Below are 26,307 nucleotides of genomic sequence, written 5' to 3'. Positions count from 1 at the left end.
GTCATTGCGGGAACGAGAGGTGCTGGTGGATCAGTCGCCAGCCGTCGTCGGTGTGCCGGAACACCCGGGTGGCTCTCGATCTGGTCTCGGTGCCTTCGACCGCGACATGATCGATGCCCCAGGCAACCGCCAGGTTGTCGCGGGCAACGATCGTTTGGTCGGGGGTCGTGAAGACCGCGGGGGTTTCGAGGCCCGCGGCGCAGACCTCACGCACGGCCTCGCGGCCGACGTACTCCAAAGGTCCTGCGTGTTCGTACGAAACGACGTCGGGAGCGAGGTCGGCCATCAGACCGTCCAGGTCGCGGGCGGTGGTCTTGGCGGTCCAGCTGTCCAGGATCGTGCGGACAGCGGACTCGCCGGTGGTGGACGGGAGGTCGTCGTGCGGGAAGGAGTGGTGCTCGTGGGTGATCGTCCAGCGGCCGTCGAGCTTGCGCAAGCCGATGGTCAGGCGCAGGCGACGTTCGAGGGTCTCGTCGGGCATCCCGCACTTCAGCAGCGCGACGGCGAACGCGACGTCGGTGCCCTCCGTGATGTCCAGTGACGTGAGTTCGAACGACGCGCCCGACGCTTGCCACTCGAAGAAGCCGGGCCAGGTCTTCTCGTACGCCGCCAGCCCGCGCACTCCCTCGTACGGCGGCGGCACGTCGAACATCACGATGTCGTCGGCGTGGTCGGCCAGCACGGTCGCCAGGTCGCCGGCGTGCACCGCCGCGACCCAGCGCTCGATCAGTTCACGGATCTCGTCCATCTCGGGTCCTCTCGCGAAGGGTTGTCACCACTGGAACCCCGCGCGGACCCGAAACTCATCGCTCGAGCTCGACCGGCAGCCCGTACTCCGGGAAATCGGCCTCCAGGAACGACACCACCTCGGCAATCGCGGAGCCGCGCAGCGTGACCACGTCCAGCCCGCTCGGCACGAACCGCCCGCCGACCAGCCGGTACGTCGCGAACGCCAGCTGCCCGTTCGCCCGCGCCGGCAGGAACCGCCACTCCTCCGACAGCGGCCCGTCCACCAGGAACCCGCGGATTCCGTCCCGGCCGACGAAGAACTCCGGCAGCGGCGGCATCGAGTACTTCGCGTCCTCGGTCAGCATCGCCACGATCGCGTCGACGTCCCGCGCCTCCCAGGCCGCCATGTACCGCTGGATCACCTCACGCTGGCCGTCCTCGCCAAGCGCCGCCAGCACCTCCTGCTGCGTCGGTCCGTGGCCAACGACCTGACGCGCCCGCTGCAGCGCACTGTTGACCGAAGCGACCGTGGTGTCGAGCAGCTGAGCCACCTCCCGAGCTGCGAAGGCCAGTACGTCGCGCAGCAGCAGCACTGCCCGCTGCAGCGGAGACAGCCGCTGCAGCGACGCGACGAAGGCCAGCTCCACACTCTCCAGCGCCACCACACGCTCCGACGGGTCCAGCGACGCGGTCCACGCCAGCCGGTGCTCCGGCAGAGCCTCGAGCACCGCGTCACCAGCAGGCACGTCCCGCCGCCCTCTCCGCTCGATCAGCGTCAGGCACCGGTTGGTGGCGATCGTGTAGAGCCAGGGCCGGACCCCACCGCGGTCCTCGAACCGGTCGATCGCGTTCCAGGCGCGCAGCAGCGTCTCCTGAACCACGTCTTCAGCGTCGTGGTCCGAACCGAGCATGCGGTAGCAGTGTGCGTGCAGCTCGCCGCGCAATGGGCCGACGAGCTGACCGAACACATTCTCATCCACCAGGTCAGGCTAAGCCGATCCAGAGGTCCAGGGTGGCCGCAGCGGCTCCGGAGTCGATCGCCGCAGCACACTGCTCCAGACAGGTCTCCAGCGAGGCCCGGTCAGGCAAAGTGCTGAGCGCAGCCGCCGCATTGAGCAGTACGACGTCCCGTACGGCGCCACGCTCGCCGGCCAGCAGCCGCCGTACGACGGCCACCGGATCGGGTGAGCGGAGGTCCTCCGGCCGCGAGAGCTGCAACCCGACCGACCGCGGATCGAAGACCTCAGACCTCACCGCGCCGTCCCGGACGGTCAGCACCCGCGACGGCCCGGTAGTGGTCAGCTTGTCGAGCCCGTCCGAGCCCCGCACCACCAGCGCCGAGCAGTCCCGCTCCGCCAGGACCGACGCGACCACCGGCAGCATCCGCTCGTCGGAAACGCCCACCAGGCCGTGCTTCGGGTCGGCCGGGTTGATCAGCGGCCCGAGCACGTTGAACGCGGTCGGCACGGCCAGCTCACGTCGTACGGCGCCCACGCGCTGCAGCGCCGGGTTGTAGAGCGGCGCGTGCAGGAAGGCGATCCCGGCCGCCCGAACCGACTCGGCAGGAGGCAGGCCGAGCGGGACTCCCAGCGCCTCCACCAGGTCGGCCGAGCCGCCAGTGGTCGACGAGGCGGCCCGACCGCCGTGCTTGACCACGGTCGCTCCGGTGGCGGCGACCACGATCGAGGCCATCGTCGAGATGTTGACCGCGCCGGACCTGTCGCCCCCGGTGCCGACGATGTCGATCAGCGGGCCGGGGACCAGCACAGGGGAAGCCGACGAGCGCAGCACCGTGGCCAGCCCGGCGATCTCCGCCGGTGTCTCGCCCTTGGCGCGCAGCGCGACCAGGAACCCCGCGACCTGTGCGGAGGTCGCCGTACCGGCCACCACACCGTCCATGGCCCAGGCAGCGTCGTCCGGCGTCAGGTCGTGGCCGGTGAGCAGGTCCGTGATCAGGCCGGACCAGGTCCGTCGGGCAGTGAGTGCCATGGGGTTCCTCGGTGGGTGCGGGGTCGTCCCGACGAGGAGAAACACGAACGGCCGCCTCGAACGAGACGGCCGGTGAGCGCGCAGCAGAAGGGGCCGTCTAGGAGACGGGCCACCAGCTGCTCAGGCGCGCGGACATGCTCAGACTGTAGCAACCAGCCGCTCGCCCAGCTCCCACAGGCGGCCGGCGTTCGCGGGGTCGAGGGCGAACGGCGCTACACCGCCACCGAAGAGTGCCGGTCGCTCATCAAGCACCACGGCCTCGCCGCAGTCCTCGAAGTACTTCCCGCCGACTTCGGCCACAGCGGCGAACACAGAGGTCGCAGCACCTTGCGGGACAGACTTGCGGCGCTCCACCGGTGTCTGGAGGCCACCGGTGTGCTGCTGCAGGTTGGTGGCGATGGCACCGGGGTGTACGGCGTTGGCGCGGATCCCGTCGGCGGCCCAGCGCCGGTCCGCCTCCACAGCCAGCAGCACAGTGGCGGTCTTCGACTCGCCGTACGCTCCGATCGGTTGGTACGGCCGGAACAGGTAGTCGTAGTCGTCGAAGCTGAACGGCGCGAACAGGTGCGCGTTGGAGCTGAGTGAAACGACGCGGGACCGCCCGGACCGAGCCAGTGCCGAGTGCAGTCCGGTGGTGAGGGCGAAGTGACCCAGGTAGTTCACCGCGAACTGCAGCTCGTGGCCTTGTGCGGTCCGGGTGAGCTCCGGCGTCGCCATGATGCCGGCGTTGTTGATCAGGATGTCCAGCGGGCCGTCCCAGGAAGCAGCGAACGAGCGAATCGAGTCCAGCTCGGACAGGTCGAGCCGGCCGACGGTGACGTCACCGTCGAGCCCGGCAGCGATCCGCCGGCCGGCGTCGACGTTCCGTACGCCGAGCACGACAGCAGCTCCGTGGGCGGCCAGGACCCGCGCGGTCTCGACTCCGACGCCGGAGGTGGCGCCGGTGACCAGTGCGCGCCGGCCGGTGAGGTCCACGCCGGCCAGGACCTCGTCGGCGGTCGTGGTGAATCCGAAGTTGTTCATGCTCCGAGGGTGTGCCGCGCTCAGGGACCGGAGAAGGCCCTGCTGACACTGGTATCCGCAGGGACAGGATGAGCGGAGCACGGCAACCTACTCTGGTCCCATGAGCAATCTCGGCGAGTACCTGAAGGTACGCCGTGAGCGGTTGCGGCCGGAGGACGTCGCGCTTCCCGGTGGGAGCCGTCGGCGCGTACCAGGCCTCCGCCGCGAGGAAGTCGCTCTGCTGGCGGGCATCAGTGTCGAGTACTACCTGCGCCTGGAGCAGGGACGCGACCAGCACCCGTCGGACCAGGTGGTCGGCTCACTGGCCAGAGCGCTCCAGCTGGACACCGATGCCGAGTCCTACCTGAAGAACCTCGCCGAACCGGCCAAGCCGAACCGCCGCCGGGCGGCCAGGCCGGAGAAGGTCAGCGCCGGCGTACTGAGCCTGATCGACAGTTGGCCGACCACTGCGGCGCTGGTCCAGGGCAGGTACCTGACAACGCTCGCTGCCAACCCCCTGGCCGTTGCCATCAGCCCCTACTTCGCACCGGGGGTCAACACGCTGCGAGCCGCGTTCCTCGAGCCGGAGCTGCGTGAGCTCTACCGGGACTGGGAGGGGATGGCGGCCAAGGCCGTCGCCTACCTGCGCTCGGTTGTCGCCGACTCACTCGACGACCCGCGCCTGCTGGAGCTGATCGGTGAGCTGAGCGTCCACAGCGACCGTTTCAGGACGCTGTGGGCCCGGCAGGACGTCCGACTCAAGACGAGCGGCCTGACCGAGCTGAACCATCCGCAGGTCGGCGAGCTCGATCTGCAGTACGAGAAGCTCGCTCTGCCCGGCACCGAGGGTCAGATGCTGATCACGTACCACGCTCTTCCCGGTACGCCGTCCCACGAGAAGCTGGAGCTCCTGGCTCACCTCAGCGAACGTAGTCCACGGTGAAGCTCGGCACGAGGTCGTCGTCGGACCCGGTCGACCACTCGGGGAAGTCGAACACGGCCAGCATCAGCTGCATCGGGTAGGCCGGCGGTGCGGCGCACCGGCGTACGGACTGGCCGTCGACGAAGAACTCGGCCTGCTCGGCGGTCCACTCGACGGCGTACGTGTGGAACTCGGCCACGTCGATCGGTAGCCGGACCGTCGCGAAGTCCTCGGGCACCGACGGGTCCCGGAAGCTGTGCAGGCCACAGCCGACCGCGGCCGAACCTGGTTCGAGCGCGTTGCCGAAGACTTCCATCACGCAGATCTCCGCGCAGCGTTCCGGCTGGTCCTCCAGCCCGACCATCCAGAGCGACACCATCGACCGCTGCGACAGCTCTGCCCGGGCCCGCAGCTCGATACGGGCAGGAGCGGCAGGAGTCCAACCCCAGAAGGGTTCCTGTTCCTCGCGGACCAGCTGGCCCTCCCGGAACGGCTGCTGGCCGACCGTACTGCCGACCGGCCCGGAGTAGTTGCCGGACTGGATGCCGGACACCCGGAGGGGCGGCTGATGGTCGTCAGCGCACCAGAGGCCCTGCTCCGGTGGGATGAACAGCCGCAGGTCGGAGCCGTCCTGCTCGTAGCTGGCCGCTGAGGCCGCCCGGGAGCTCCAGTGCGGCAGGTAGTACGGCGACCAGACGCTGGTGTCGAGCTGCATCAGCCCATGCTGTCACGCAGGTCACGGGGTGACGGACGGTCCAGTGAGACTGTGCGGCAGGAGAATGGAGCGGTGGATCACCAGGACGACCTAGCGCGCCAGTTCGAGCACAACCGCGGCCATCTGCGTGCTGTCGCTTACCGGATGCTCGGCTCGGTCAGTGAGGCCGAGGACGCGGTGCAGGAGGCCTGGCTGCGGTTGAGCCGGTCGGACGTGAGCGAAGTGGCCAACCTAACCGGCTGGCTCACCACGGTGGTCTCCCGCGTCTGTCTGGACCTGCTGCGATCGCGCAAGTCCCGGCGCGAGGACCCGATGGATACCTGGGTGCCGGACCCGGTGGTGAGCCGGCTGGACCCCGAGGAGGAGGTCCTGCAGGCCGACGCAGTCGGGTTGGCCATGCTCGTCGTCCTGGAGGCGCTGTCGCCGACCGAGCGCATCGCGTTCGTGCTGCACGACCTGTTCGCGGTGAGCTTCGACGAGATCGCGCTGATCCTGGACAAGAGCTCGGCGGCCGTCCGGCAGCTGGCCAGCCGGGCGCGGCGGCGGGTCCAGGGGGCGCCGACCGGCGACGGCGACGTCAGCCGGCAGCGCGAGGCGATCGACGCGTTCCTCGTCGCGTCCCGGACCGGTGACTTCGAGGCGCTGCTCGCCGTACTGGATCCGGACGTCGTACTGCGGGCCGACGCCGGCCGCGTCCCCGTGGACGCCCTCGCAGCCTCCCGCTTCGTCCAGGGCGCAAAGGCGGTCGTCGAGCAGGCGCTGCTGTTCGCGCGGATGGCGCCGTACACGCAGGTCGCGACGGTCAACGGTGCGCCTGGCGTGATCACCGTGCTGAACGGCGAGCTGTTCGGCGTGATGGCCGTCGAGGTCCGCGACGGCCGCATCGTCGAGATCAACATCCTGGCCGATCCCGACCGGCTGCGGGCGCTGCCGAAATAGTTTTCCCGACCGTGTCGATTTCGCGCTCCCTCGCTCGACTTACCTGTGAGACCAGGGAGAACGGAGCGCGGGATGAGCGTGCAGGTGATTCAGGCAGTCGGCGCCGATGTGGTGGCGGGACTGCTCGGGAACGGGTTCAACGGCGCGATCCACCAGCCGGGCGACGCGCAGTACGACGAGCAGCGGCGCGCGCTGGTGCCCACGTTCGACTCGCGCCCGCTGGTGGTCGCCGAGGCGTCCGCGCGCAGCGACGTGCAGGCGGCGGTGCGGACGGCGCGTGAGTACGGCGTACCGATCGCCGTCCAGGCGACCGGGCACGGCACGCGGGTTCCGGCCGACGGCGGGATCCTGCTCAAGACGTCCGCGATGACGTCGCTGCTGATCGACCCCGAGCGCCGGGTCGCCAAGGTCGGACCCGGCGTGCGCTGGGGCGCCGTACTCGACGCGGTCAAGGAGTTCGGCCTCGTCGGCCTCGCAGGTTCGTCACGCGACGTCGGCGTGACCGGCTACACCCTGGGCGGCGGGGTCGGCTGGCTCGGCCGCAAGTTCGGGTACGCCGCCGACAGCGTGATCCGCGCCGAGGTGGTCACCGCCGACGGCCGAGTCGTCACAGCGACCGCGGACGAGCACCCGGACCTGTTCTGGGCGATCCGCGGCGGCACCGGCAACTTCGGCATCGTCACGTCGCTCGAGTTCCGCCTCTACCCGGTCAACGAGGTCTACGCCGGCATCCTCTACTTCGCCGCCGACGCGGCGACCCTGAAGGCGTACCGCGACTGGACCACGACGATCCCCAACGACCTGAGCTCCGCGATCACACTCACCACCCGCGACGGCCGTCGCGTGATCGGCCTCAAGATCCTGTACGCCGGGGACGCGGCGCTCGCCGAGCACCTGCTCAAGCCCCTGTACGCGGTGGCCGGACCGATCCTCGACGGCGAGCTGCGCACAACCCCCTTCGCCGAGACCGCGATGGGCGGTACGCCGGCCCGCTACCTCGACCTGGTCGACGAGCTTCCCGACGACCTGCTCGACGCGCTCGCGGCGCTCGACGGCCCGACTGTCGAGATCCGGCACTGGGCCGGCGCGATGGCCAACCCCGGCCCCGGCGCGGGACCGGTCGCGCACCGCCAGGCGCCGTACTCGCTGATCATCGACCAGGAGGTCCCCGAGCTGGCCGAGGTCCTGCGGCCGACCGGGCGGACGTTCGTCAACTTCCTCGCCGATCCGGCTCGCGCCTCCTCGGCGTACTCGAAGGACGACCACGCCCGGCTGCGCGAGATCAAGCGGCGCTACGACCCGGAGAACCTGTTCCGCCTGAACCACAACATCAGGCCCTGAACACGGCGAAAGGGCCCGGACGCGAGGTCCGGGCCCTTTCGGCAGGGCGGTGGAGGCCCCGAGTCGCTAGATCGTGCCCTCGTTGCCGTAGACGGTGACGTGCACGTGGTCGTAGTGGTTGGCGGTCGTACCACCGCGGTCCTCCATGCCACGCCAGCCTTCGCTGCTGCGCTGCACGGTCCAGATCCGCTGCTCCCAGATGACCTCGCTGACGCCGAGCTCCTTGTAGTGCGAGCGCACGTACGCCGCGATCTCGTCGCCGGTCGAGCCGGACACCATGATGTCGAGCGCGCGACCGGTGCCGTGCTCGCCACCGTCGCCGGAGCGGACACCGCCGTACGACGACACCGACGGGAACAGCGCGCAGACCGCGCGGTGCACCCGGATCGCGTCGGCGGACAGGCCGTCCTCGACACCGGACCCGGAAGCGCAGGCCTTGGACGAGACGCCGCCGGCGACCTCTTCGACCGGCTTGGTCGCGGCCAGGTACTCCGCCTTGACCCAGCGGGCGACGCCGTCGCGGACGATCTGGGCCCAGATGCCCTGGACCTCGCCGGTGACCGAGACCTTGCTGCCCTTGGACAGGACGGTCAGCAGGGTGCCCTTCTGCTCGGGCGCGGTCCAGACGTTCAGGTCCGTGGTGGTGAACTTGCTGCCGGTGATCTCCGGCGCCTTGACGGTCTCCGCGGCGCGGGTCTTCACCGACTTCGTCGGGATCGGCGCCTGCTTCTTCAGGTGCTTCGCGGCCGGCGGGGTCTTCGCCTTCGCCGTCGGCGGGGTGCTCGGCTTCAGGTTGAGCGAGGGGCGGTAGGCGTCCCGGCTGGTCTGGACCTCACGCGCAAGCTGCAGGGGAGAGCTTGCGAGCGGAGCGTCGACCTGCGGGGCCTGGTCGGGGAACGCGACTGCCGACCCGGTGGCCATCAGCGCCACCGCCGCGCCGGGGACCGCGACCTTCACGATTCCGGTGCGGATCACCTTCGGGCGCGGTTGACGGTGCCGCGCCTGTCTATGCCGTCCTTCAGTCACTGGATTTCCCAATCTGCCGAGACCAAAACGTTATCGACCGGAGGAGTCAAGCACACATACCCCCCGGTCTCCCAACTCCCGGCGAGTTTTAACGCATTACGAACGTGTCGCGGCCTGAACGCACGCTGGCCGGAGTGTGATCTTGCAGGCGGCGCCACGCCGTAGGTTCTGTTTCACTGCGCGTCATGGATCAGGGCTTCAGCATCGTGACCGGTGAGGTGTCCCGGCTGGTGATCGACCGGGTCGGCAAGCGCAACGCCCTGACGAAGCAGATGTGGGAGGCGCTGCCCGGACTGCTCGAGCCGCTCGCGGTGGACCCGGCCGTCAAGGTGCTGGTGGTCTCCGGTGCCGGTCCGACGTTCTCCGCCGGGGCGGACATCTCCGAACTGGTCTCCGGGGCCGACCCGACCGACCCGATGGCCGAGATCCGGGCCGCGAACCTGCGCGCCCAGGCGGCGCTGCGGGAGTTCCCGAAGCCGACGCTGGCGGTGATCCGCGGGCACTGCATCGGCGGCGGGCTGGAGATCGCGGTCAACTGCGACTTCCGGTTCGCCGCCCACGGCAGCACGTTCGGGGTCACGCCGGCCCGGATCGGCGTCGTCTACCCGCCGGCCGCGATCAAGGTGCTGCTCGACCTGGTCGGACCGGCGACCACGAAGTACCTGCTGTTCAGCGGCGAGCTGCTGTCCGCCGGCCAGGCCGAGCTGAAGGGCCTGGTCGATCGCGTCGTCGCCGCCGACGACCTGGACGTGGAGGTCGACGCGTTCGCCGCGAAGCTGGTCGCCCGGTCGCAGCTGACGATCCGCTCGGCCAAGGAAACGGTGAACTCGCTGCTGGCGGGCGAGGACGCCGACCCGGCGGCGTACAAGCGGTACCAGGAGGCGATTTCGAGCGGTGAACTGACCGAGGGTGTGCGGGCGTTCACCGAGAAGCGCACGCCGCGGTTCGGCTGGAACTGATCAAACGATCGTTGGACGTTTGATCTCTGCGCTGTTCGGGGCACCAGTGTTGAGCCGCCACCCCCGCCTGGGCGGCGTCTCGACTAAGGAGAAGACATGCTCATCCTCGGACTGATCCTGCTGCTGCTGGGATTTCTGCTGAAGGTCTCCATCCTGTGGACCATCGGCATCATCCTGCTCGTGGTCGGAGCGGTGCTGTTCATCCTCGGCTCGACCGGTCGCGCCGTCGGGGGACGACGACACTGGTTCTGAGTTGCGGTAGTTGAGCGACGGGACCCCGCGGGCCTTCGGGCTCGCGGGGTCCCGTTCGTTCGTTAGCATCTCGAAGATGAAGTACCTGGTCCTCATCTTCGGTACCACCGACGACACCTGGACCGGCTCCGCCGAGGACGTCGCGGCGATCCGGTCCCTCACCGAGCTCAAGCACGCGCTGGCGGCGTCCGGCGAGCTGGTCAGTTCCGAAGGGCTGAGCTTCCCCAGCTCCGGCAAGGTCGTGCAGGTCCGCGACGGCGTCCGGGTGATCACCGACGGTCCGTTCGGCGAGGCCAAGGAACAGATCGCCGGGTTCTTCATGATCGACACCGACGACGAGCGGGCTCAGGAGATCGCCGGACAGGTCGCCGCGATCATCGGGGACCGGGTTGAGCTGCGGGAGACGGTGCTCTCGGCTCCGTAGCCGGCTTGCGGGTCATCAACAGGGCCGCGCCGACCAGTCCGACGGCCACGAAGGCCCAGCAGGCCGCGAAGGCGACGCGGTAGCCGGCAGTCAGTCCGGCCGGGCCGGCGCTCCTGCTGTGCGCCGTAGCGACAGCAGACAGTACGGCGATGCCGACTGCTCCACCGATCTGGAAGCTGGCGTTCTGCAAGCCTGATGCGACTCCGGCGTCGTCGCCGGCGACCTCGGCCAGGGCGGAGATGGACCCGGCGACCGTACCGGCACCCAGACCGGCTCCGAAGATGGTCAGGCCCCAGAAGGCCAGCTCGAAGTACCCGGAGTCCACCGTCAGCCGGCTCATCGCCGTAGCTCCTACACCGGTCAGCAGCAGGGACACAGTGGCGACCGGGCGGGCGCCGATCCGGGTGACCAGGTTCTGCCCGACCATCGAGCCGCAGACCGCGGCGGCGGCCAGTACCGAGGACATGAGCCCGTACTGGATCGCAGAGATGCCGAGCGCGAGCTGGGCGTACTGCGTGTAGACGTAGTTCAGGCCGAACGCGCCGAGCCCGAAGGCGATCGTGATCAGGTTCCCGCCGACCAGTGCGCGCGAGCGGAACAGCCGCAGCGGTACGAGGGGAGCTGTCGACCGCTTCTCCACTAGTACGAACAGGGCGAACAGGGCCGCCGAGACGAGGGCCAGCAGGGTGGTGCGTCCAGCCGAGGACTCCGGCGCCTCGATCACGGCGTACACGAGCACGATGAGCGCAGCGGTCACGGTGACCGCTCCGGTGAAGTCGAAGCCTCGCTTGCCGGGTCCACGGCTGTCCTGCAGCAGGACCGGTGCCAGCGCGATCACCAGCAGGCAGACCGGCACGTTGATGAAGAAGATCCACTGCCAGCCGAGTCCGTCCGTCACCGGGCCGCCGATCAGCGACCCCGCCGTACCGCCGACGCCGCTGGTCGCTCCCCAGATACCCAGCGCCTTGTTGCGGTCCGGACCGTCCGGGAACGTCGTCATCACGATGGAGAGCGCACTGGGAGCCAGTACGGCGGCCGCGACCCCCTGCAGCCCGCGGGCCAGGACCAGCGCGTCACCTGACCAGGCGAAGCCGCAGAGCAGGGAAGAGCCGGCGAAGACGGCCAGACCGACGATCAGCACCCGCCGTCGGCCCAGCAGGTCGGACACCCGGCCGCCGAGCAGGAGCAGGCCGCCGAACATCAGCGCGTAGCCGCTGGGCACCCACTGGACGCCACCGGACGAGAAGGTCAGCTCCCGCTCGATCGACGGTACGGCGACCAGCACGATCGACGCGTCCAGGATGATCATGAAGCCGGTCAGGCAGAGCAGGGCCAGCGCGAGCCAGCGTTTCGGCATGGGGTCCTCCGTACGGCGGGGCGCCCTGGGTGGGCGCTGTCACGGGGGTACGTCGGCACGGCTGGGCACTCGCTCGACATCTGCGCGGTGTCGATTCCGGACGTGTTGTTCCGACGTACCGGGCGTCAGGGGTTACAGGGACCTCGTCGACCGTCAGGATGGTGACCGTGAAGTACATGCTGCTGATCTACTCCAACCCCGACAGCTGGGCGGGCCTGTCCGCCGAGCAGCGGGAGGACCTCACGCGGTCGCACCAGGAGCTGTCCCGTGAGCTGACCGAGCAGGGTCTGCTGGTCAGCGCGGCCGGCCTTGCCGACCCCATCACGACCCGGACGGTCTTCGTGGACGCCGACAACACCCGCAGCACCACCGACGGCCCGTACGCCGAGGCCAAGGAGCACCTGGCGGGCTTCTACCTGGTGGAGTGCGAGGACATCGACCAGGCGATCGACTACGCCGCGCGGATGCCGGACGCCAAGTACGTGGCGGTGGAGGTGCGGCCGGTGATGGACGCGTCCGGGCTGGAGATGTGAACAACGACTTCGAGCTCCTGCTCCGGGAGCAGGCGCCACAGGTCCTGAGTGCGCTGGTGCGGCACTACGGGCACTTCGACCTGGCCGAGGAAGCGGTCCAGGAGGCGCTGCTCGCCGCGTCCCAGCAGTGGCCGAGCGAGGGTGTGCCGGACAACCCGCGGGGCTGGCTGATCCGGGTCGGCTCACGCCGGCTGACCGACCTGCTGCGCAGCGAGTCGGCCCGGCGGCGGCGTGAGGAGAACGCCGCCACGATGGCCTCACCGGAGGAGTTCGTTGCCCCGAGCCCGGAGATCGACGACCCGGGCGGCCGGGACGACACGTTGACGCTGCTCTTCCTGTGCTGCCACCCGTCGCTGTCGCCGGCGTCGCAGATCGCGCTGACGCTGCGCGCCGTCGGTGGTCTCACCACCGCGCAGATCGCGGCCGGGTTTTTGGTGCCTGAGGCAACGATGGCGCAGCGGATCAGCCGGGCCAAGCGGAGCATCAAGCAGGCCGGCTCGTCGTTCGAGATGCCGCCGGAGGCCGAGCGGGACGCGCGGATGGGCGCGGTGCTGCACGTGCTGTACCTGATCTTCAACGAGGGCTACACCGCGTCGTCCGGCGACGACCTGCACAGCGCGGAGCTGACCACCGAAGCGATCCGGCTGGTCCGCGGCGTACGGCGGTTGCTGCCGGACGACGGGGAGGTGGCCGGTCTGCTGGCGCTCATGCTGCTCACCGACGCGCGCCGGCCGGCCCGCACGGCTCCGGACGGCTCACTGATCCCGCTGGAGGAGCAGGACCGGTCGAAGTGGAACAAGCCGGCCATCGTCGAGGGCGAGCACCTGGTCTCGGACGCCCTGGCGCGGACCCAGCTGGGGCCGTACCAGGTGCAGGCGGCGATCGCCGCAGTCCACGGGACCGCGGAGCGAGCCGAGGACACCGACTGGCGGCAGATCGTCGCGCTGTACCAGGTGCTCGAGCAGATCTCGGACAACCCGATGGTCCGGCTCAACCACGCGGTCGCCGTGGCCATGGCTGTCGGGCCGAAGGAGGGGCTCGCGTTGCTCGAGCCGCTGGAGTCCGACGGCCGGATGAAGGACCACCATCGGCTGGAGGCGGTCAAGGCTCACCTGCTGGAGATGTCGGGCGACCTGGACGGCGCTCGGGCGAGTTACCTGCTGGCAGCCCGGCGTACGACGTCGATGCCCGAGCGCGACTACCTGCAGAAGCGGGCCGAGCGGATCAGTTAGGGGCGGTTCGCCTGCGGCCACCGGTGAACCGTGGCGACACCCCCGTCCGAAGTGCCGCCCACTGGGCCGGGCCACGGATCCGTTACGCCGGGGTGACCCGCCTCACGCCGTACGGCGGGGTCGCGGTGGTCGGTGTCATGTGTCAGGTTGGGCTTGTGGACCTCACCAAGGCGTCACTGCTGCGCGAGATGCTGACCGGCACCGAGCTGGGCAGCCGGACCACGTCGTTCGCCCACTCGCTGCGGCGCTACACGACGCGCAGGGGCGGGCTGATGCTGTTCGGGCCGCCCGAGGACGAGCCGTGGCACCTGACCGCGCACCTGGACGACGAGCTGCACCGGGCCGGAGTGGAGGACGTCAGGCCCTCGCTGGTCCGCTGGGCTCCGCCGCCGGACGCTCCGCCCCACCTGGCGATCGGACTGGACCGCCTCCGCGACTCCGGCAAAGGTGAGTCGCTGCTGATCGTCTCCGAGGCCAACCCGGCGGACACCCTGCTGGAACGCGTCGAGGACGTCCGGCGCCGCGGCACCACGATCTTCAGCATCGACAACGGGAACCGCGACCTCGCGTCGCTGTCCCACGAGTCGCTGGTCCCCGAGCTGCTCGTCCCCGCCGGGCTGGGCAGCTGGACGACGCACCCGGTGGTGCCCGACCGCGGCGATGAGGTCCTGGCGGACCGGGAGCCCTTGTCCGAGGAAACCCTCACCGCCCTGCAGGAGGCCGTCGCAGGCTTCGAGATGACCCAGCACCTGGTCAGCCTCGCTGCCGCCGACCCCGACGCCGGTCAGGCCGGCTGGCGCCGCTCGCTGCGCAACTTCATCGAACGCATCGGCGGCGAGCCGGCCTAAACCTCCAGGTAGAGCGCGGCCAGCCGCGGGAAGCGGGACTCCAGCTCGCCCTTGTCGTCGAAGTCGAACTCCTCGCCCGCCGGCACGTCCGGCGAGTCCGGCGTCCCCGCGTCGACCGCGGCCCAGAACGCCTTCTCCGACCCGGCCACCGCGCTGTAGGCCTCGGCCCCGACCGCGAGCACCGCCTCCCCGTCGAACAGCTCGGTGGTGTCCTCCAGGTCCTCGTCGACCACGTCGGCCAACGAGTCCGGATCAGCCAGCGCGGCCTCCCAGACCTCACGCCCCTGCGCCACCAGCCACCCACGGAAGTGGTCGAACGAGTCGTCCCCCATCCCACCGTTCAGCAGGTACGCCGCACCCCACAGATCCCACCGGTAGGCCTGGCTCAGGAGCAGCTCGAACTGCACCCCGAACCCGACGATCTCCTCGGCCGACAACCCACCGAGCTCCTTGATCAGCGCATCCGCGACCCCGTCCGGATCCACGACCGTGTCATCAACCTGCTCCCGGGCCGCGTCCACCAGCCCCCAGAACCCATCCCTGTCCACCCCCAAAGCGTGGCACGAAACAGGCTTCCCGGAGGAGCCCCTGAGACCAACCTTCTGCTCACCAGGCCTCGTCCAGCTTCGTGCGGACGTCGGTGGGCAGGGTCAGCTGTACGCCGGACAGCGCCTGGGTGAGCTGGGCCGGGGTGCTGACGCCGACGACCGGTGTGACGCTGGGGGAGCCGCCGGTGAGCCAGGCGAGGACCACCTCGCTGCGGGTGACGCCGAGGTCGGCCGCGGCTTGGGTGAGGGCCTCCAGGCGGCGGGTGGTGCCGGGGTGGTCGAAGGCCTCCTGGAACGGGCGGTCGGGGCGCTCGTAGCTGCCGGACATCAGCGGGCTGTACGCGAACAGCTCCTGCTCCGGGTTCTGCTGGGCGTAGTCGAGGAACTCGTCGGTGATCCAGCCGAAGCGGTGGTCGTGAGCCTTGTTGCGCACGAAGGGCCGCGGCTGCAGGTACGAGTAGCGCAGCTGCAGCGCGGTCGGCCCGGTGACCCCCAGGCGCTCGGCGATGCCCCGGGCGCGCTCGACCCGCCAGAGCGCGTAGTTGGACAGGCCGATGCGGCCGATCGTGCCCGCGGCCGCGTGCTTGCCGAAGGCGGCGACGGTCTCCTCCAGCGGGGTCTGCAGGTCGTCGCGGTGGGCCAGGTACAGGTCGACGTGGTCGATGCCCATCCGCTGCAGCGACGTCTCGACCGCCTGGTCGATGACCTTGGCCGACAACCCCTCCGCGTGCTCCGGGAAGCTGCCCGGCCAGAGCGGCTCGCAGCCGACCTTCGTGGCCACCTTCACCTTGTCCCGTACGCCGGGACGCTGCGCGAACCACCGTCCGAGCAGCTCCTCGCTCTTCCCGCCGTGGCCGCTCGGATCCACCCAGAACGCGTAGCAGTCGGCCGTGTCGATCCACTGCCCGCCGGCGTCGATGTACTGGTCCAGCAGCGCGAACGACGTCCGCTCGTCGATCGTCGTCCCGAACAGCATCGCTCCGAGGGCCATCTTCAGCTCAGTCATGCCCTCCACGATCTGATCTGGAGTTCACTCCAGGTCAATCAGTAGCTCGACAGATGAGACAAATGGTTTCGCATCATGGACAGGCCGTGCCAGACTCCAAGCTGTGAACGACTTCCTGGCCTCCGACGCAGTGATCGACGCGACCCACCCGGCCATCACCGAGACCGCGGCCCGGCTCCGCCGCGACCATCCCGGTACGACGGACTTCGCGCGCGCCGCGTTCGAGTTCACCCGCGACGAGGTGAAGCACTCGATGGACGTCGGCGACCGGCGTCCGACGGTCGCCGCGTCCGAGGTGCTCGGCCACGGCGCCGGCTTGTGCCACGGCAAGGCGCATCTCCTGACCGCGCTGCTCCGCGCCGAGGGCGTCCCGGCCGGCATCTGCTACCAGCGCCTGGCCGACGGCAAGGGCGGCTTCTTCCTGCACGGCATGACCGCCGTACAGCTCGACGGCACTTGGTACCGGCAGGATCCGCGCGGCGACAAGCCCGGCGTCACCACCGAGTTCTCCCTGTCCGACGAGCGCCTCGCCTACGCGCCGGACCCGTCCCAGGGCGAAGCCGACCTGCCCGGCGTCTTCGCCACGCCCGATCCCGGCCTGGTGGCAGCGCTCCGCTCGACCGACGACGTCATCGCCCTCGTCGCGAACGGCGGCCTGCCCGGCGATCTCAGCTGAGACCCTGCCCGGCGGTCTTCCCGCGCGTAGAGGTCCGTACGACGAGCTCCGGCGTGAAGGTGACCCGCTGGTGCTCGTGGTCCGGGTTCGACGACTCGTCGAGCAGCAGCTCGGCGGCCGTCTTGCCGAGCAGGTGACGCGGCTGCCGTACGGAAGTCAGCGGTACGGCGGCCGCCGCGGCGAACTCGATGTCGTCGTACCCGACGATCGCCAGGTCCTCCGGCACGCGCAGTCCAAGGCTGACGCACTGCTGCAACAGCCCCAACGCGAGCAGGTCGTTCGCGCAGAATGCAGCCGTCGGCCGACGATCCGCGGGAAGCCCGGCCAGGCGCTGCCCAGCGCCGCGGCCCTCCGCGACGGTCAGCGCGGCAGTGGTGAGCTCGACCAGGTTCTCCGCAGGCAAACCCGCGTCCTGCAAGGCGTTCCGTGCACCCTCGAGCCGGTCGGTGACCTGGCCGATCGTGTTCGGCCCGCCGACGAAGGCGATCCGCTCATGACCCAGTTCGATCAGGTGGCCCAGCGCGACCTCGCCGCCGAGTACGTCGTCCACTGCGACCGAGCAGTGCATGCCCTCGTCGAGTGAACGGTCGACCACCACGACCGGCGTACCGCGCATCGGCAGCGTACTGATCCGCGGCGTGTGCGGGTCGATCGGCGTGATCAGCACGCCCTGGACGCGTTGCTGCTCGAGCAGATCCAGGTAGTCCGCCTCGCGCGCCGCGTCCTCGTTGCTGTTGCAGAGGAAGACCGACAGGCCGGCCTCGCGGGCCGCCTCCTCCACGCCCTTGGCGACGTCGGTGAAGAACGGGTTCCCGGCGTCGAGCATCAGGTACGCCAGGATCCGGCTGCTGCCCGCCCGCAGTTGCCGGGCCGACTCGTTGCGGACGAAGCCGAGCGACTCCATCGCCGCCTCGACCTTGGCCCGGGTTGCCGGGCTGACCATCTCCGGCCGGTTCAGCACATTGGACACAGTCCCCAGCGACACTCCTGCCGCCGCGGCGACGTCCTTGACGCCGGCCGCGTCGCGTCCACGACCGCGTCCGGCCACGCGAGCGGCAGGCGTAGCGCCCTCACCCGGTACGCCGGCCGCCGGGATGCGCTTCACCGGGACGCGGGACGTCCGTCCCGTTCGCGGCGCGGGCGCGCCGCCTCGCGAGGGTGACGCGCCGGTCCTCGGCGCGGCCGCTCCGGTACGTGGCGCTCCGGCTCGCGGCGCCGCGGAACGCGGTGCACTCGTCCGGGGAGTGCGCGGCGCTGGGGTGCCGCTGCTCCTCGGCGTACCGCCTGCTCGCGGGGATGTGCCGCCGCGCGGGGACGACGATCCGTTGCCTCCGCGGTCGGAGGCAGGATCCGGCGCTCCGGCGCGTCCTGGTGCGCTGGGTGGAGCCACGCGACCTCCCCGCTTGAAACGTGATAGCCCACGAAGCGTACCTGGCCGGACTGTGGATGTCCGCAGGGTCCGCCTGTGGTTCTCCACAGACTTCGCTCTGGCTCTTGACGCTCGCCCTCGGCGTCGGGCAATCTTCTTGAAACCTTTCAGCAACAACCGACCCAGACCTCCGGAGGTGGCGATGGCGACGGACGCTCCGGTGCTACGGGTGCGTGAAGTTTCCAAGTCGTTCGGCGCGGTCGCCGCCGTCCAGAACGTCTCCTTCGACCTGTACGGCGGGGAGGCGCACGCGCTGGTCGGGGAGAACGGCGCGGGCAAGTCCACCCTGGTCAAGATGCTGGCGGGCGTGCACAGGCCGGACTCCGGCACGCTCGAGCTCGACGGTGCCCCGATCGAGCTGTCCACGCCCGCCGACGCCAAGGCGGCCGGCATCGCGGTGATCTACCAGGAGCCGACGCTGTTTCCCGACCTGTCCGTCGCGGAGAACATCGCGATGGGCCGGCAACCGCTGGGTCGTTTCAAAACCATCGACCGGGCCGCGATGCAGCGCCAGGCCGAGCAGCTGTTCGCCCGGCTCGGCGTCTCGATCGTGCCGAACCGGCCGGCCCGCGGGTTGTCGATCGCCGACCAGCAGTTGGTGGAGATCGCGAAGGCGCTGTCGGCCGACGCCCGGGTGGTGGTGATGGACGAGCCGACGGCGGCGCTGACCGGCGTTGAGGTCGAGCGCTTGTTCGCGGTCGCCCGGTCGCTGCGGGACGACGGCGCCGCGCTGGTGTTCATCTCGCACCGGTTCGAGGAGATCACCGCGCTGTGCGAGAAGGTGACGATCCTGCGCGACGGTAAACACGTCTCCACCGATCCGCTGGCGGGGCTCAGCGTCGACGAGATGGTCCGCCGGATGGTCGGTCGGGATCTCGACGCGCTGTTCCCCAAGCAGGACGTGGCACCGGGCGCCGTGGTGCTCTCGGTGCGCGGCCTCCGGCGGGATCCGGTCTTCGTCGACATCGACTTCGAGGTCCGGGCCGGCGAGATCGTCGCGCTGGCGGGCCTGGTCGGCTCCGGCCGGTCCGAGGTCGTGCAGTCCATCTTCGGCGTCGATCCGCGCGACGGCGGCACGGTCGAGGTCGGCGGGCGCAAGCTGAAGCCCGGCTCGCCCCGGGCCGCGATGGCGGCCGGGGTCGCGCTGGTCCCGGAGGACCGTCGTCAGCAGGGCCTGCTGATGGAGTTGTCGATCGAGCGCAACGTGACGCTGCCGCGGTCGAGAGCCCTGTCCCAGTTGGGTTTCCTGACCGGCAGCAGTGAGCGCCGGTCGGCGAAGGAGTGGACCAAGCGGCTGAAGACCAAGTACGGACGGCTCAGCGACGAGGTCGGCACGTTGTCCGGCGGCAACCAGCAGAAGGTCGTGCTGGCGAAATGGTTGTCGATGGCACCGAAACTGCTGATCGTCGACGAGCCGACCCGGGGCATCGACGTCGGGACCAAGGCCGAGGTGCACCGGTTGATGTCCAGCCTGGCCGCGGAAGGCGTCGCCGTCCTGATGGTGTCGTCGGAGCTGCCGGAGGTGCTCGGCATGGCCGATCGCGTGCTGGTGATGCGCGAGGGCCGTCTGGTCGCCGCGCTTGACCGGGCCGACGCCACCGAGGAGTCCGTGATGTTCGCCGCCACCGGCCAGGAGGTGACCGTATGACGGCCGTCGGGCTGCCCGGCGTGACCGCGCGTCGATCCTCGCTGGACCTGGTGCTGCGGGCGCGTGAGCTGGGCATCGTGCTCGCGCTGATCCTGCTGGTCGCAGTGACCGCGATCTCCAACCCGCGGTTCCTCTCCGGACAGAGCATCCGCGACATCCTGCTCGGCACCGCGATCCTGGCCGTTCTGGCGGTCGGCCAGGCCGTGGTGGTGATCACCCGCAACATCGACCTCTCGGTCGGCTCGGTCCTCGGGCTGAGCGCGTTCACCGTCGGCACGCTGCTCCGCGACAACCCGGGCCTCCCGGTCGTGGTCGCCCTGCTCGTCGGTGCCGCGGTCGGCGGGATCTGCGGCGCCCTCAACGGCGTCCTGGTCCGGTACGGCAACGTCCCGGCCCTCGTCGTCACCCTCGGCACGCTGTACGTAGTGCGCGGCATCACCTACTTCTGGGCCGGCGGCCAGCAGATCAACGCGGACGAGCTGCCCGCCGGGTTCCTCGACTTCGGCAACGCCACGCTGGTCTCCGTGCCGTACCTGGTGCTGATCGCCCTGCTGGTCCTGGTCGTCACCGGCCTGGTCCTGCGCAGCTACCGGGCCGGTCGCGAGCTGTATGCGATGGGTTCGAGTCCGCAGGCGGCCAAGCTGGCCGGGATCGCGGTCGGGCGCCGTACGGTCGCGGCCTTCCTGGTCAGCGGGGCGCTGGCCGGCCTGGCGGGCGTGCTGTTCGCAGCCCGCTTCGGGACCATCGACGCCGCCGCCGGGACGGGTTACGAGCTGAACGTGGTCGCCGCTGTGGTCGTCGGAGGCGTCGCGGTCTTCGGCGGCAGCGGATCGGTCTGGGGTGCTGCCCTCGGCGCATTGCTGCTGACCACGATCGGCAGTGCCCTGGCCGTTCTCGAGATCAACCAGTTCTGGCAGCAGGCGATCGTCGGCGGTCTGATCCTGCTCGCGATCGGCGCCGACCGGCTGGTCGCGGCGCGGGTCGCCGCGACGTTGAAGAAGCGAGGCTCCCATGTCGGCTGACACCGCGGCGATCACCGACCGCCCGGCCTGGGCCGGCCGGTTCGCGAACTGGAACGTGGCGATCATCGCCCTGACCGTGCTGGTGCTGATCGTGGCGTCGGCGAGCGTCGACAACTTCGGCACCTCGCAGAACTTCGGCTTCCTGGTCCTCGACCTGTTGCCGATCGCGCTGGTCGCGCTGCCGATGACGCTGGTGATCGTGACCGGCGAGATCGACCTCTCGGTGGCCAGCACGCTGGGCCTGTCCAGCGCCCTGATGGGCTACCTGTGGAACGCGAACCAGCCGATCGAGACGATCATCCCGGTCTGCCTGCTGCTGGGCGCGGTGCTCGGTGCGGTCAACGGCTTCTTCGTCACCGTGCTCGGCCTGCCCTCGCTGGCGGTCACGATCGGCACCCTGGCGCTCTACCGGGGCCTGGCCTTCGTGGTGCTCGGTGACAGCGCGGTCGCGGACTTCCCGGCGCTCTACACCGACTGGGTGACCGGGACGATCGGCGGCACCTCGATCCCGAACGTGCTGATCATCGTGGTCGTGCTGGCGATCGTCTTCGGCGTGGTGCTGCACGCGACACCGGTCGGCCGCGCGGTCTTCGCGGTCGGTGCGAGCGAGCAGGCGGCCCGCTTCGCGGGCGTCCGTCCGGGTCGGCTCAAGTTCTGGCTGTACGTCGTGAGCGGTCTGGTCGCGGGCCTGGCCGGAGTGCTCTGGACCCTGCGGTACTCCAGCGCCCGTGCCGACAACGGGGCCGGCCTCGAGCTCGCGGTGGTCGCCGCCGTGCTGCTCGGCGGGGTGTCGATCTTCGGCGGCAAGGGCGCGTTGCCGGGAGTGATCGCCGGCGTGGTCCTGCTCGCCTCCCTGCAGAACGCGCTCCGCCTGTCCGACGTCTCCAACGAGGCGCTCAACGTCGTCACCGGTGTCCTGCTGATCGCCTCGGTGCTCGCCCCGAACCTCGCCAACGCCGTCCGTTCCGCGGTGCAACGCCGCCGGCACCGCACCGAATCAACTCCTGGGTCACCGTCCAGAAAGGACCTCTCATGACCTTCCGCCTGTCCCGCCGTACGGCGGTCCCGCTCTCGACGGTGGCCGTCCTGTCCCTCGCGCTGACCGCCTGCGGCGGTGGCACGACCAAGGAGAGCACCGCGGGCGACGCGACCGCGGCGCCGAGCTCGTCGACGTCGGCCGCGGCCGACCCGAACGCGCCGCTCAAGGAAGGTCTGAAGATCGCGTACCTGCCCAAGCAGCTGAACAACCCCTACACCGATGTCGAGGTCGGCGGCGGCAAGGTCGCGGTCGGCGAGCTCAAGGGCGAGTACAAGCTGGTCGGTCCGAACGACGCGAGCGCGTCGTCGCAGGTCAGCTACATCAACACCCTGATCCAGCAGCAGCAGGACGTGATCGTGGTCGCCGCCAACGACCCGAACGCGGTCTGCCCCTCGCTGAACCAGGCCCGCAAGGCCGGGATCAAGGTGGTCACCTTCGACTCCGACGCGGCCAAGACCTGCCGGGACGCGTTCATCAACCAGGCCACCACGCAGGGCATCGGCGAGAGCCTGGTGAAGATGGCCAGCGAGCTGGCCGGCGGTTCCGGTGAGATCGCCGTCCTGTCCGCGACGCCGAACGCCACCAACCAGAACTCGTGGATCGAGGTGATGAAGACCGAGCTGGCCAAGCCCGCCAACGCCAAGCTCAAGCTGGTCAAGATCGCCTACGGCAACGACGACGACCAGAAGTCCTTCACCGAGGCCCAGGGCCTGCTGCAGACCTACCCGAACCTCAAGGTGATCGTGTCGCCGACCACGGTTGGGATCGCCGCCGCCTCGCGGTACGTCAGCTCGTCCAACTACAAGGGCAAGGTCGCGATCACCGGCCTCGGCCTGCCGAACCAGATGCGCAAGTTCGTCAAGGACGGCACGGTGAAGAAGTTCGCCCTCTGGAACCCGGCCGACATCGGCTACCTCGCCGCGTACGCCGGTGGCGCGCTGGCCTCCGGCCAGATCACCGGTGCCGAGGGCGAGAAGTTCAAGGCGGGCAAGCTCGGCGACTACACCGTCGGCGCGTCCGGCGAGATCGTGCTCGGCCCGCCGACCGAGTTCACCGCGGCCAACATCGACCAGTTCGACTTCTGACCTCGGAGCACTCGTGAACCGCTACTGCTTCTGCCTCCAGGTCAAGCCGGACCGGCTGGACGAGTACGTCGAACGCCACCGCGACGTGTGGCCCGACATGCAGGCCGCGCTGCGCGACTCCGGCTGGCACAACTACTCGCTCTTCCTCCGCGACGACGGCCTGCTGATCGGGTACGTCGAGGCCGACGACCTGGAGGCGGCTCAGCAGGCGATGGCGGCGACCGAGGTGAACGAGCGCTGGCAGGCCCAGATGACCGACTACTTCACCGGAATCGACGGACGCCCGCCGGACGAGTCGTTCCTGCTGCTCCGCGAGATCTTCCACCTCACACCTGCGAAGGACTGACCTATGACGACCGAAGCCGTGAAATCCGCCCTGCGCCGGCAGGAGATCGAGCTGCCCTCCTGGGCGTTCGGCAACTCCGGCACCCGGTTCAAGGTGTTCAGCCAGCCGGGCGTGCCGCGGTCACCGGAGGAGAAGATCGCCGACGCCGCGGTCGTGCACAGGTACACCGGCGTCGCGCCGAGCGTCGCGCTGCACATTCCCTGGGACAAGGTCGACGACTACGCGGCGCTGGCGGCGTACGCGAAGGACCAGGGGGTGCGGCTCGGGGCGATCAACAGCAACGTGTTCCAGGACGACGACTACAAGCTGGGCAGCGTGACCAACCCGGACCCGAGCATCCGGCGCAAGGCCACCGACCACCTGCTGGAGTGCGTCGACATCATGGACGCGACCGGCTCCCGGGACCTGAAGCTGTGGTTCTCCGACGGGACGAACTACCCCGGTCAGGACGACATCCAGGACCGGCAGACCCGGCTGGCGACCGCGCTGAAGGAGGTCTACGACCGGCTCGGCGCCGACCAGCGGATGCTGCTGGAGTACAAGCTGTTCGAGCCGGCCTTCTACACCACCGACGTGCCGGACTGGGGGACGTCGTACGCGCACTGCCTGGAGCTCGGCCCGAAGGCCACGGTCTGCATCGACACCGGGCACCACGCGCCGGGCACCAACATCGAGTTCATCGTCGCGTTCCTGCTCCGGGTGGACAAGCTCGGCGCGTTCGACTTCAACAGCCGCTTCTACGCCGACGACGACCTGATGGTGGGCGCGGCCGACCCGTTCCAGCTGTTCCGGATCATGAACGAGATCGTCCGCGGTGACGCGCTCGACCCCGACCGCGGGATCGCGTTCATGCTCGACCAGTGCCACAACATCGAGGCCAAGATCCCGGCCATCATCCGGTCGGTGATGAACGTCCAGGAGGCCACCGCGAAGGCGCTGCTGGTCGACCGGGACGCGCTGCGCAAGGCTCAGCAGGACGGTGACGTGCTGGGCGCCAACGCTGCGCTGATGGATGCCTACAACACCGACGTCCGTCCGCTGCTCGCCGAGCTGCGGACCGAGCAGGGGCTCGACCCCGACCCGGTCGCGGCGTACCAGCGCAGCGGCTACTTCGAGCAGATCACCAAGGACCGAGCCGACGGCCAGCAGGCCGGATGGGGAGCATGACAGTGAGCGAGACCGCGACCGAGCTTGTTGCTCGCAGCAACAGACTGGGTGCCGATCCGCGCAACACCAACTACGCGGGCGGCAACACGTCCGCCAAGGGCACGGCAACCGACCCGGTCACCCAGCAGCCGGTGGACCTGGTCTGGGTGAAGGGCTCCGGCGGCGACCTCGGCACGCTGACCGCGGCCGGCCTCGCGGTGCTGCGGCTCGACCGGCTGAACGCGCTGGTCGACGTCTATCCCGGCGTCGACCGCGAGGACGAGATGGTCGCCGCCTTCGACTACTGCCTGCACGGCAAGGGCGGAGCGGCGCCGTCGATCGACACCGCGATGCACGGACTGGTCGACGCGCCTCACGTCGACCACCTACACCCGGACTCGGGAATCGCGCTGGCGACCGCGGCCGACGGCGAGAAGCTGACCGCCGAGTGCTTCGGTGACCGGGTGGTCTGGGTGCCGTGGCGGCGGCCCGGATTCCAGCTCGGCCTGGACATCGCGCAGACCAAGCGGGAGAACCCACAGGCGATCGGCGTGATCCTCGGCGGCCACGGCATCACGGCCTGGGGTGACACTTCGGCCGAGTGCGAGGCGAACTCGATCGAGATCATCCGCACGGCCGAGCAATTCCTGGCCGAGCGCGGCAAGTCGGAGCCGTTCGGCGCCGTCGTACCGGGGTTCGAGGCGTTGCCTGAGGAGGAACGACGGCATCGCGCCGCGGCGCTCGCGCCGGTGATCCGTGGGCTCGCATCGACGGACAACCCGCAGGTCGGGCACTTCAACGACGCGGACGTCGTCCTGGAGTTCACCGCGCGCGAGAAGCTCGGCGAGCTGGCCGCGCTCGGGACCTCCTGCCCGGACCACTTCCTGCGAACCAAGGTGCGACCGCTGGTGCTCGACCTGCCGCCGACCGCGCCGCTGGAGGAGGCGGTGACACGCCTCAAGGAGCTGCACCTGCAGTACCGCGAGGACTACGCGGCCTACTACGACCGGCACAAGGAGCCGGACAGCCCGCCGATGCGTGGCGCGGATCCGGCGATCGTGCTGGTGCCCGGGGTCGGCATGTTCAGCTTCGGCAAGGACAAGCAGACCGCCCGGGTGGCGGGCGAGTTCTACGTCAACGCGATCAACGTGATGCGCGGCGCCGAGGCGGTCTCGACGTACGCGCCGATCGATGAGCGGGAGAAGTTCCGCATCGAGTACTGGGCGCTCGAGGAGGCGAAGCTGCAGCGGATGCCGAAGCCGAAGCCGCTCGCCACCCGGGTCGCGTTCGTCACCGGCGGTGGTTCCGGGATCGGCAAGGCCATCGCACAGCGACTGGCGGCCGAGGGCGCGTGCGTGGTGGTCGCCGATCTGGACACCGCCTCGGCGGAGGCCGTGGCCAAGGAGATCGGTACGACGGACAAGGCGGTCGCGGTCGGCGCCGACGTGTCGGACGAGGCCGCGGTGGCGGCGGCGTTCGAGCAGGCGGTGCTGGCGTTCGGCGGGGTCGACCTGGTCGTCAACAACGCGGGCCTGTCGATCTCGAAGCCGCTGCTCGAAACCACCGAGCACGACTGGGACCTGCAGCACGACGTGATGGCGAAGGGCTCGTTCCTGGTCTCCAAGGTCGCGGCGAAGGTGCTGATCGACCAGGGGATCGGTGGCGACATCGTCTACATCTCCAGCAAGAACGCGGTCTTCGCCGGCCCGAACAACGTGGCGTACGGCGCGGCCAAGGCCGACCAGGCGCATCAGGTCCGGCTGCTCGCGGCGGAGCTCGGCGAGTACGGGATCCGCGTGAACGGGATCAACCCGGACGGCGTGGTTCGCGGTTCCGGGATCTTCGCGAAGGGCTGGGGCGCCAAGCGTGCCGCGGTGTACGGCGTACCGGAGTCGGAGCTGGGTGCGTTCTACGCGCAGCGGACGCTGCTCAAGCGGGAGGTCCTGCCGGAGCACGTCGCGGCCGGTGTCTTCGCGCTGACGGCCGGGGACCTGTCGCACACGACCGGTCTGCACGTACCGGTGGACGCCGGCGTCGCCGCGGCGTTCCTTCGCTGAGGCAACTGATGACCACCCACCTGCTGCCGCCCCGCCT

At 69.9% G+C, this 26,307-nt stretch carries 27 protein-coding genes; 17 read left to right on the top strand and 10 right to left on the bottom strand.

What is annotated here, in order from left to right:
• Nucleotide 1: 1 nt before the first annotated feature.
• From ABD235_RS22730 to ABD235_RS22715, 4 genes are all read right to left on the bottom strand, one after another.
• A complete protein-coding gene (locus tag ABD235_RS22730; protein ID WP_344177237.1) occupies nucleotides 2–748 on the bottom strand; it encodes a nuclear transport factor 2 family protein in 747 nt (248 codons plus the stop codon).
• A 55-nt stretch (nucleotides 749–803) separates the two neighbouring features.
• Complete coding sequence (locus ABD235_RS22725; protein ID WP_344177235.1) at nucleotides 804–1,709, bottom strand: RNA polymerase subunit sigma-70; 906 nt, start codon at nucleotides 1,707–1,709, stop codon at nucleotides 804–806.
• A 4-nt stretch (nucleotides 1,710–1,713) separates the two neighbouring features.
• Nucleotides 1,714–2,718 carry an anthranilate phosphoribosyltransferase gene (trpD, locus tag ABD235_RS22720; RefSeq protein WP_344177234.1) on the bottom strand — a complete coding sequence of 335 codons (1,005 nt, stop codon included), beginning with the start codon at nucleotides 2,716–2,718 and terminating at the stop codon, nucleotides 1,714–1,716.
• A gap of 138 nt (nucleotides 2,719–2,856) precedes the next feature.
• Nucleotides 2,857–3,741, bottom strand: a complete 885-nt coding sequence (locus tag ABD235_RS22715; RefSeq protein ID WP_344177233.1) for an SDR family NAD(P)-dependent oxidoreductase — start codon at nucleotides 3,739–3,741, stop codon at nucleotides 2,857–2,859.
• A gap of 100 nt (nucleotides 3,742–3,841) precedes the next feature.
• On the opposite strand from ABD235_RS22715, the gene ABD235_RS22710 reads away from it, so the two are divergent.
• A complete protein-coding gene (locus tag ABD235_RS22710) occupies nucleotides 3,842–4,663 on the top strand; it encodes a helix-turn-helix transcriptional regulator (RefSeq protein ID WP_344177231.1) in 822 nt (273 codons plus the stop codon).
• Here ABD235_RS22710 and ABD235_RS22705 read toward each other — a convergent pair.
• Nucleotides 4,641–5,357 (bottom strand): glycoside hydrolase family 16 protein, encoded by a 717-nt coding sequence (locus ABD235_RS22705; protein WP_344177228.1) that lies wholly within the window; start codon nucleotides 5,355–5,357, stop codon nucleotides 4,641–4,643. The genes ABD235_RS22710 and ABD235_RS22705 overlap by 23 nt on opposite strands.
• A 72-nt stretch (nucleotides 5,358–5,429) precedes the next feature.
• Here ABD235_RS22705 and sigJ point away from each other — a divergent pair, with 72 nt between their 5' ends.
• Together sigJ and ABD235_RS22695 are read left to right on the top strand one after the other, a co-directional pair.
• Nucleotides 5,430–6,296: an RNA polymerase sigma factor SigJ gene (gene sigJ, locus ABD235_RS22700; RefSeq protein WP_344177226.1), complete on the top strand. Its 867-nt coding sequence runs from the start codon at nucleotides 5,430–5,432 to the stop codon at nucleotides 6,294–6,296.
• Nucleotides 6,297–6,368: 72 nt separating this feature from the next.
• Entirely contained in the window at nucleotides 6,369–7,637 is a 1,269-nt protein-coding gene (locus ABD235_RS22695; RefSeq protein WP_344177225.1) for an FAD-binding oxidoreductase, read from the top strand.
• 66 nt (nucleotides 7,638–7,703) lie between these two features.
• Here the strand turns inward: ABD235_RS22695 and ABD235_RS22690 are convergent, their stop codons facing one another.
• Nucleotides 7,704–8,612 (bottom strand): SH3 domain-containing protein, encoded by a 909-nt coding sequence (locus tag ABD235_RS22690; RefSeq protein ID WP_344177223.1) that lies wholly within the window; start codon nucleotides 8,610–8,612, stop codon nucleotides 7,704–7,706.
• Nucleotides 8,613–8,848: 236 nt separating this feature from the next.
• Between ABD235_RS22690 and ABD235_RS22685 the strand changes: the two genes are divergently transcribed.
• The 3 genes from ABD235_RS22685 to ABD235_RS22675 all read left to right on the top strand — a co-directional run bounded on the left by ABD235_RS22685 (nucleotide 8,849) and on the right by ABD235_RS22675 (nucleotide 10,298).
• Entirely contained in the window at nucleotides 8,849–9,622 is a 774-nt protein-coding gene (locus ABD235_RS22685; RefSeq protein ID WP_344177221.1) for an enoyl-CoA hydratase/isomerase family protein, read from the top strand.
• Nucleotides 9,623–9,718: 96 nt separating this feature from the next.
• On the top strand, nucleotides 9,719–9,874 hold the full coding sequence (locus ABD235_RS22680; RefSeq protein ID WP_344177219.1) for a DUF6131 family protein: 156 nt from the start codon (nucleotides 9,719–9,721) through the stop codon (nucleotides 9,872–9,874).
• Between the two features lie 76 nt (nucleotides 9,875–9,950).
• Entirely contained in the window at nucleotides 9,951–10,298 is a 348-nt protein-coding gene (locus ABD235_RS22675; RefSeq protein ID WP_344177216.1) for a YciI family protein, read from the top strand.
• On the opposite strand, the gene ABD235_RS22670 is transcribed toward ABD235_RS22675, so the two are convergent.
• Entirely contained in the window at nucleotides 10,249–11,655 is a 1,407-nt protein-coding gene (locus ABD235_RS22670; RefSeq protein ID WP_344177214.1) for an MFS transporter, read from the bottom strand. The genes ABD235_RS22675 and ABD235_RS22670 overlap by 50 nt on opposite strands.
• A 176-nt stretch (nucleotides 11,656–11,831) precedes the next feature.
• Between ABD235_RS22670 and ABD235_RS22665 the strand changes: the two genes are divergently transcribed.
• From ABD235_RS22665 to ABD235_RS22655, 3 genes are all read left to right on the top strand, one after another.
• Nucleotides 11,832–12,188 (top strand): YciI family protein, encoded by a 357-nt coding sequence (locus tag ABD235_RS22665; protein ID WP_344178714.1) that lies wholly within the window; start codon nucleotides 11,832–11,834, stop codon nucleotides 12,186–12,188.
• Nucleotides 12,185–13,420, top strand: a complete 1,236-nt coding sequence (locus tag ABD235_RS22660) for an RNA polymerase sigma factor (RefSeq protein ID WP_344177211.1) — start codon at nucleotides 12,185–12,187, stop codon at nucleotides 13,418–13,420. The genes ABD235_RS22665 and ABD235_RS22660 overlap by 4 nt, the downstream gene beginning before the upstream one ends.
• 155 nt (nucleotides 13,421–13,575) lie before the next feature.
• The gene (locus ABD235_RS22655; RefSeq protein ID WP_344177209.1) at nucleotides 13,576–14,268 is read left to right on the top strand and encodes a hypothetical protein; all 693 of its coding nucleotides are present in this window, start codon (nucleotides 13,576–13,578) and stop codon (nucleotides 14,266–14,268) included.
• Here ABD235_RS22655 and ABD235_RS22650 read toward each other — a convergent pair.
• Nucleotides 14,265–14,816 carry a DUF4240 domain-containing protein gene (locus ABD235_RS22650; RefSeq protein WP_344177206.1) on the bottom strand — a complete coding sequence of 184 codons (552 nt, stop codon included), beginning with the start codon at nucleotides 14,814–14,816 and terminating at the stop codon, nucleotides 14,265–14,267. The genes ABD235_RS22655 and ABD235_RS22650 overlap by 4 nt on opposite strands.
• A 58-nt stretch (nucleotides 14,817–14,874) precedes the next feature.
• Nucleotides 14,875–15,822 (bottom strand): aldo/keto reductase, encoded by a 948-nt coding sequence (locus ABD235_RS22645; protein ID WP_344177204.1) that lies wholly within the window; start codon nucleotides 15,820–15,822, stop codon nucleotides 14,875–14,877.
• 103 nt (nucleotides 15,823–15,925) lie between these two features.
• Here ABD235_RS22645 and ABD235_RS22640 point away from each other — a divergent pair, with 103 nt between their 5' ends.
• Nucleotides 15,926–16,498, top strand: a complete 573-nt coding sequence (locus tag ABD235_RS22640; protein WP_344177203.1) for a transglutaminase-like domain-containing protein — start codon at nucleotides 15,926–15,928, stop codon at nucleotides 16,496–16,498.
• Here ABD235_RS22640 and ABD235_RS22635 read toward each other — a convergent pair.
• On the bottom strand, nucleotides 16,491–17,603 hold the full coding sequence (locus ABD235_RS22635) for a LacI family DNA-binding transcriptional regulator (RefSeq protein WP_344177200.1): 1,113 nt from the start codon (nucleotides 17,601–17,603) through the stop codon (nucleotides 16,491–16,493). The genes ABD235_RS22640 and ABD235_RS22635 overlap by 8 nt on opposite strands.
• Nucleotides 17,604–18,096: 493 nt before the next feature.
• On the opposite strand from ABD235_RS22635, the gene ABD235_RS22630 reads away from it, so the two are divergent.
• From ABD235_RS22630 to ABD235_RS22600, 7 genes are read left to right on the top strand one after another with little or no spacing between them, the layout of a single operon-like run.
• Nucleotides 18,097–19,575, top strand: coding sequence for a sugar ABC transporter ATP-binding protein (locus ABD235_RS22630; protein WP_344177198.1), 1,479 nt, complete (start codon nucleotides 18,097–18,099; stop codon nucleotides 19,573–19,575).
• On the top strand, nucleotides 19,572–20,597 hold the full coding sequence (locus tag ABD235_RS22625; protein ID WP_344177195.1) for an ABC transporter permease: 1,026 nt from the start codon (nucleotides 19,572–19,574) through the stop codon (nucleotides 20,595–20,597). The genes ABD235_RS22630 and ABD235_RS22625 overlap by 4 nt, the downstream gene beginning before the upstream one ends.
• A complete protein-coding gene (locus ABD235_RS22620; RefSeq protein WP_344177192.1) occupies nucleotides 20,587–21,633 on the top strand; it encodes an ABC transporter permease in 1,047 nt (348 codons plus the stop codon). The genes ABD235_RS22625 and ABD235_RS22620 overlap by 11 nt, the downstream gene beginning before the upstream one ends.
• Nucleotides 21,630–22,721: a rhamnose ABC transporter substrate-binding protein gene (gene rhaS, locus ABD235_RS22615; protein WP_344177190.1), complete on the top strand. Its 1,092-nt coding sequence runs from the start codon at nucleotides 21,630–21,632 to the stop codon at nucleotides 22,719–22,721. The genes ABD235_RS22620 and rhaS overlap by 4 nt, the downstream gene beginning before the upstream one ends.
• 13 nt (nucleotides 22,722–22,734) lie before the next feature.
• The gene (locus ABD235_RS22610; protein ID WP_344177188.1) at nucleotides 22,735–23,067 is read left to right on the top strand and encodes an L-rhamnose mutarotase; all 333 of its coding nucleotides are present in this window, start codon (nucleotides 22,735–22,737) and stop codon (nucleotides 23,065–23,067) included.
• A gap of 3 nt (nucleotides 23,068–23,070) precedes the next feature.
• Complete coding sequence (rhaI, locus tag ABD235_RS22605; protein WP_344177187.1) at nucleotides 23,071–24,234, top strand: L-rhamnose isomerase; 1,164 nt, start codon at nucleotides 23,071–23,073, stop codon at nucleotides 24,232–24,234.
• Nucleotides 24,231–26,270 (top strand): bifunctional aldolase/short-chain dehydrogenase, encoded by a 2,040-nt coding sequence (locus tag ABD235_RS22600; RefSeq protein WP_344178712.1) that lies wholly within the window; start codon nucleotides 24,231–24,233, stop codon nucleotides 26,268–26,270. The genes rhaI and ABD235_RS22600 overlap by 4 nt, the downstream gene beginning before the upstream one ends.
• The last annotated feature ends 37 nt before the right edge of the window (nucleotides 26,271–26,307 follow it).

The organism is Kribbella lupini (assembly GCF_039529595.1).
GTDB lineage: Bacteria > Actinomycetota > Actinomycetes > Propionibacteriales > Kribbellaceae > Kribbella > Kribbella lupini.
The sequence above is the reverse complement of the archived record's forward strand: the minus strand, read 5'-3'. Positions and strand labels throughout refer to the sequence as shown.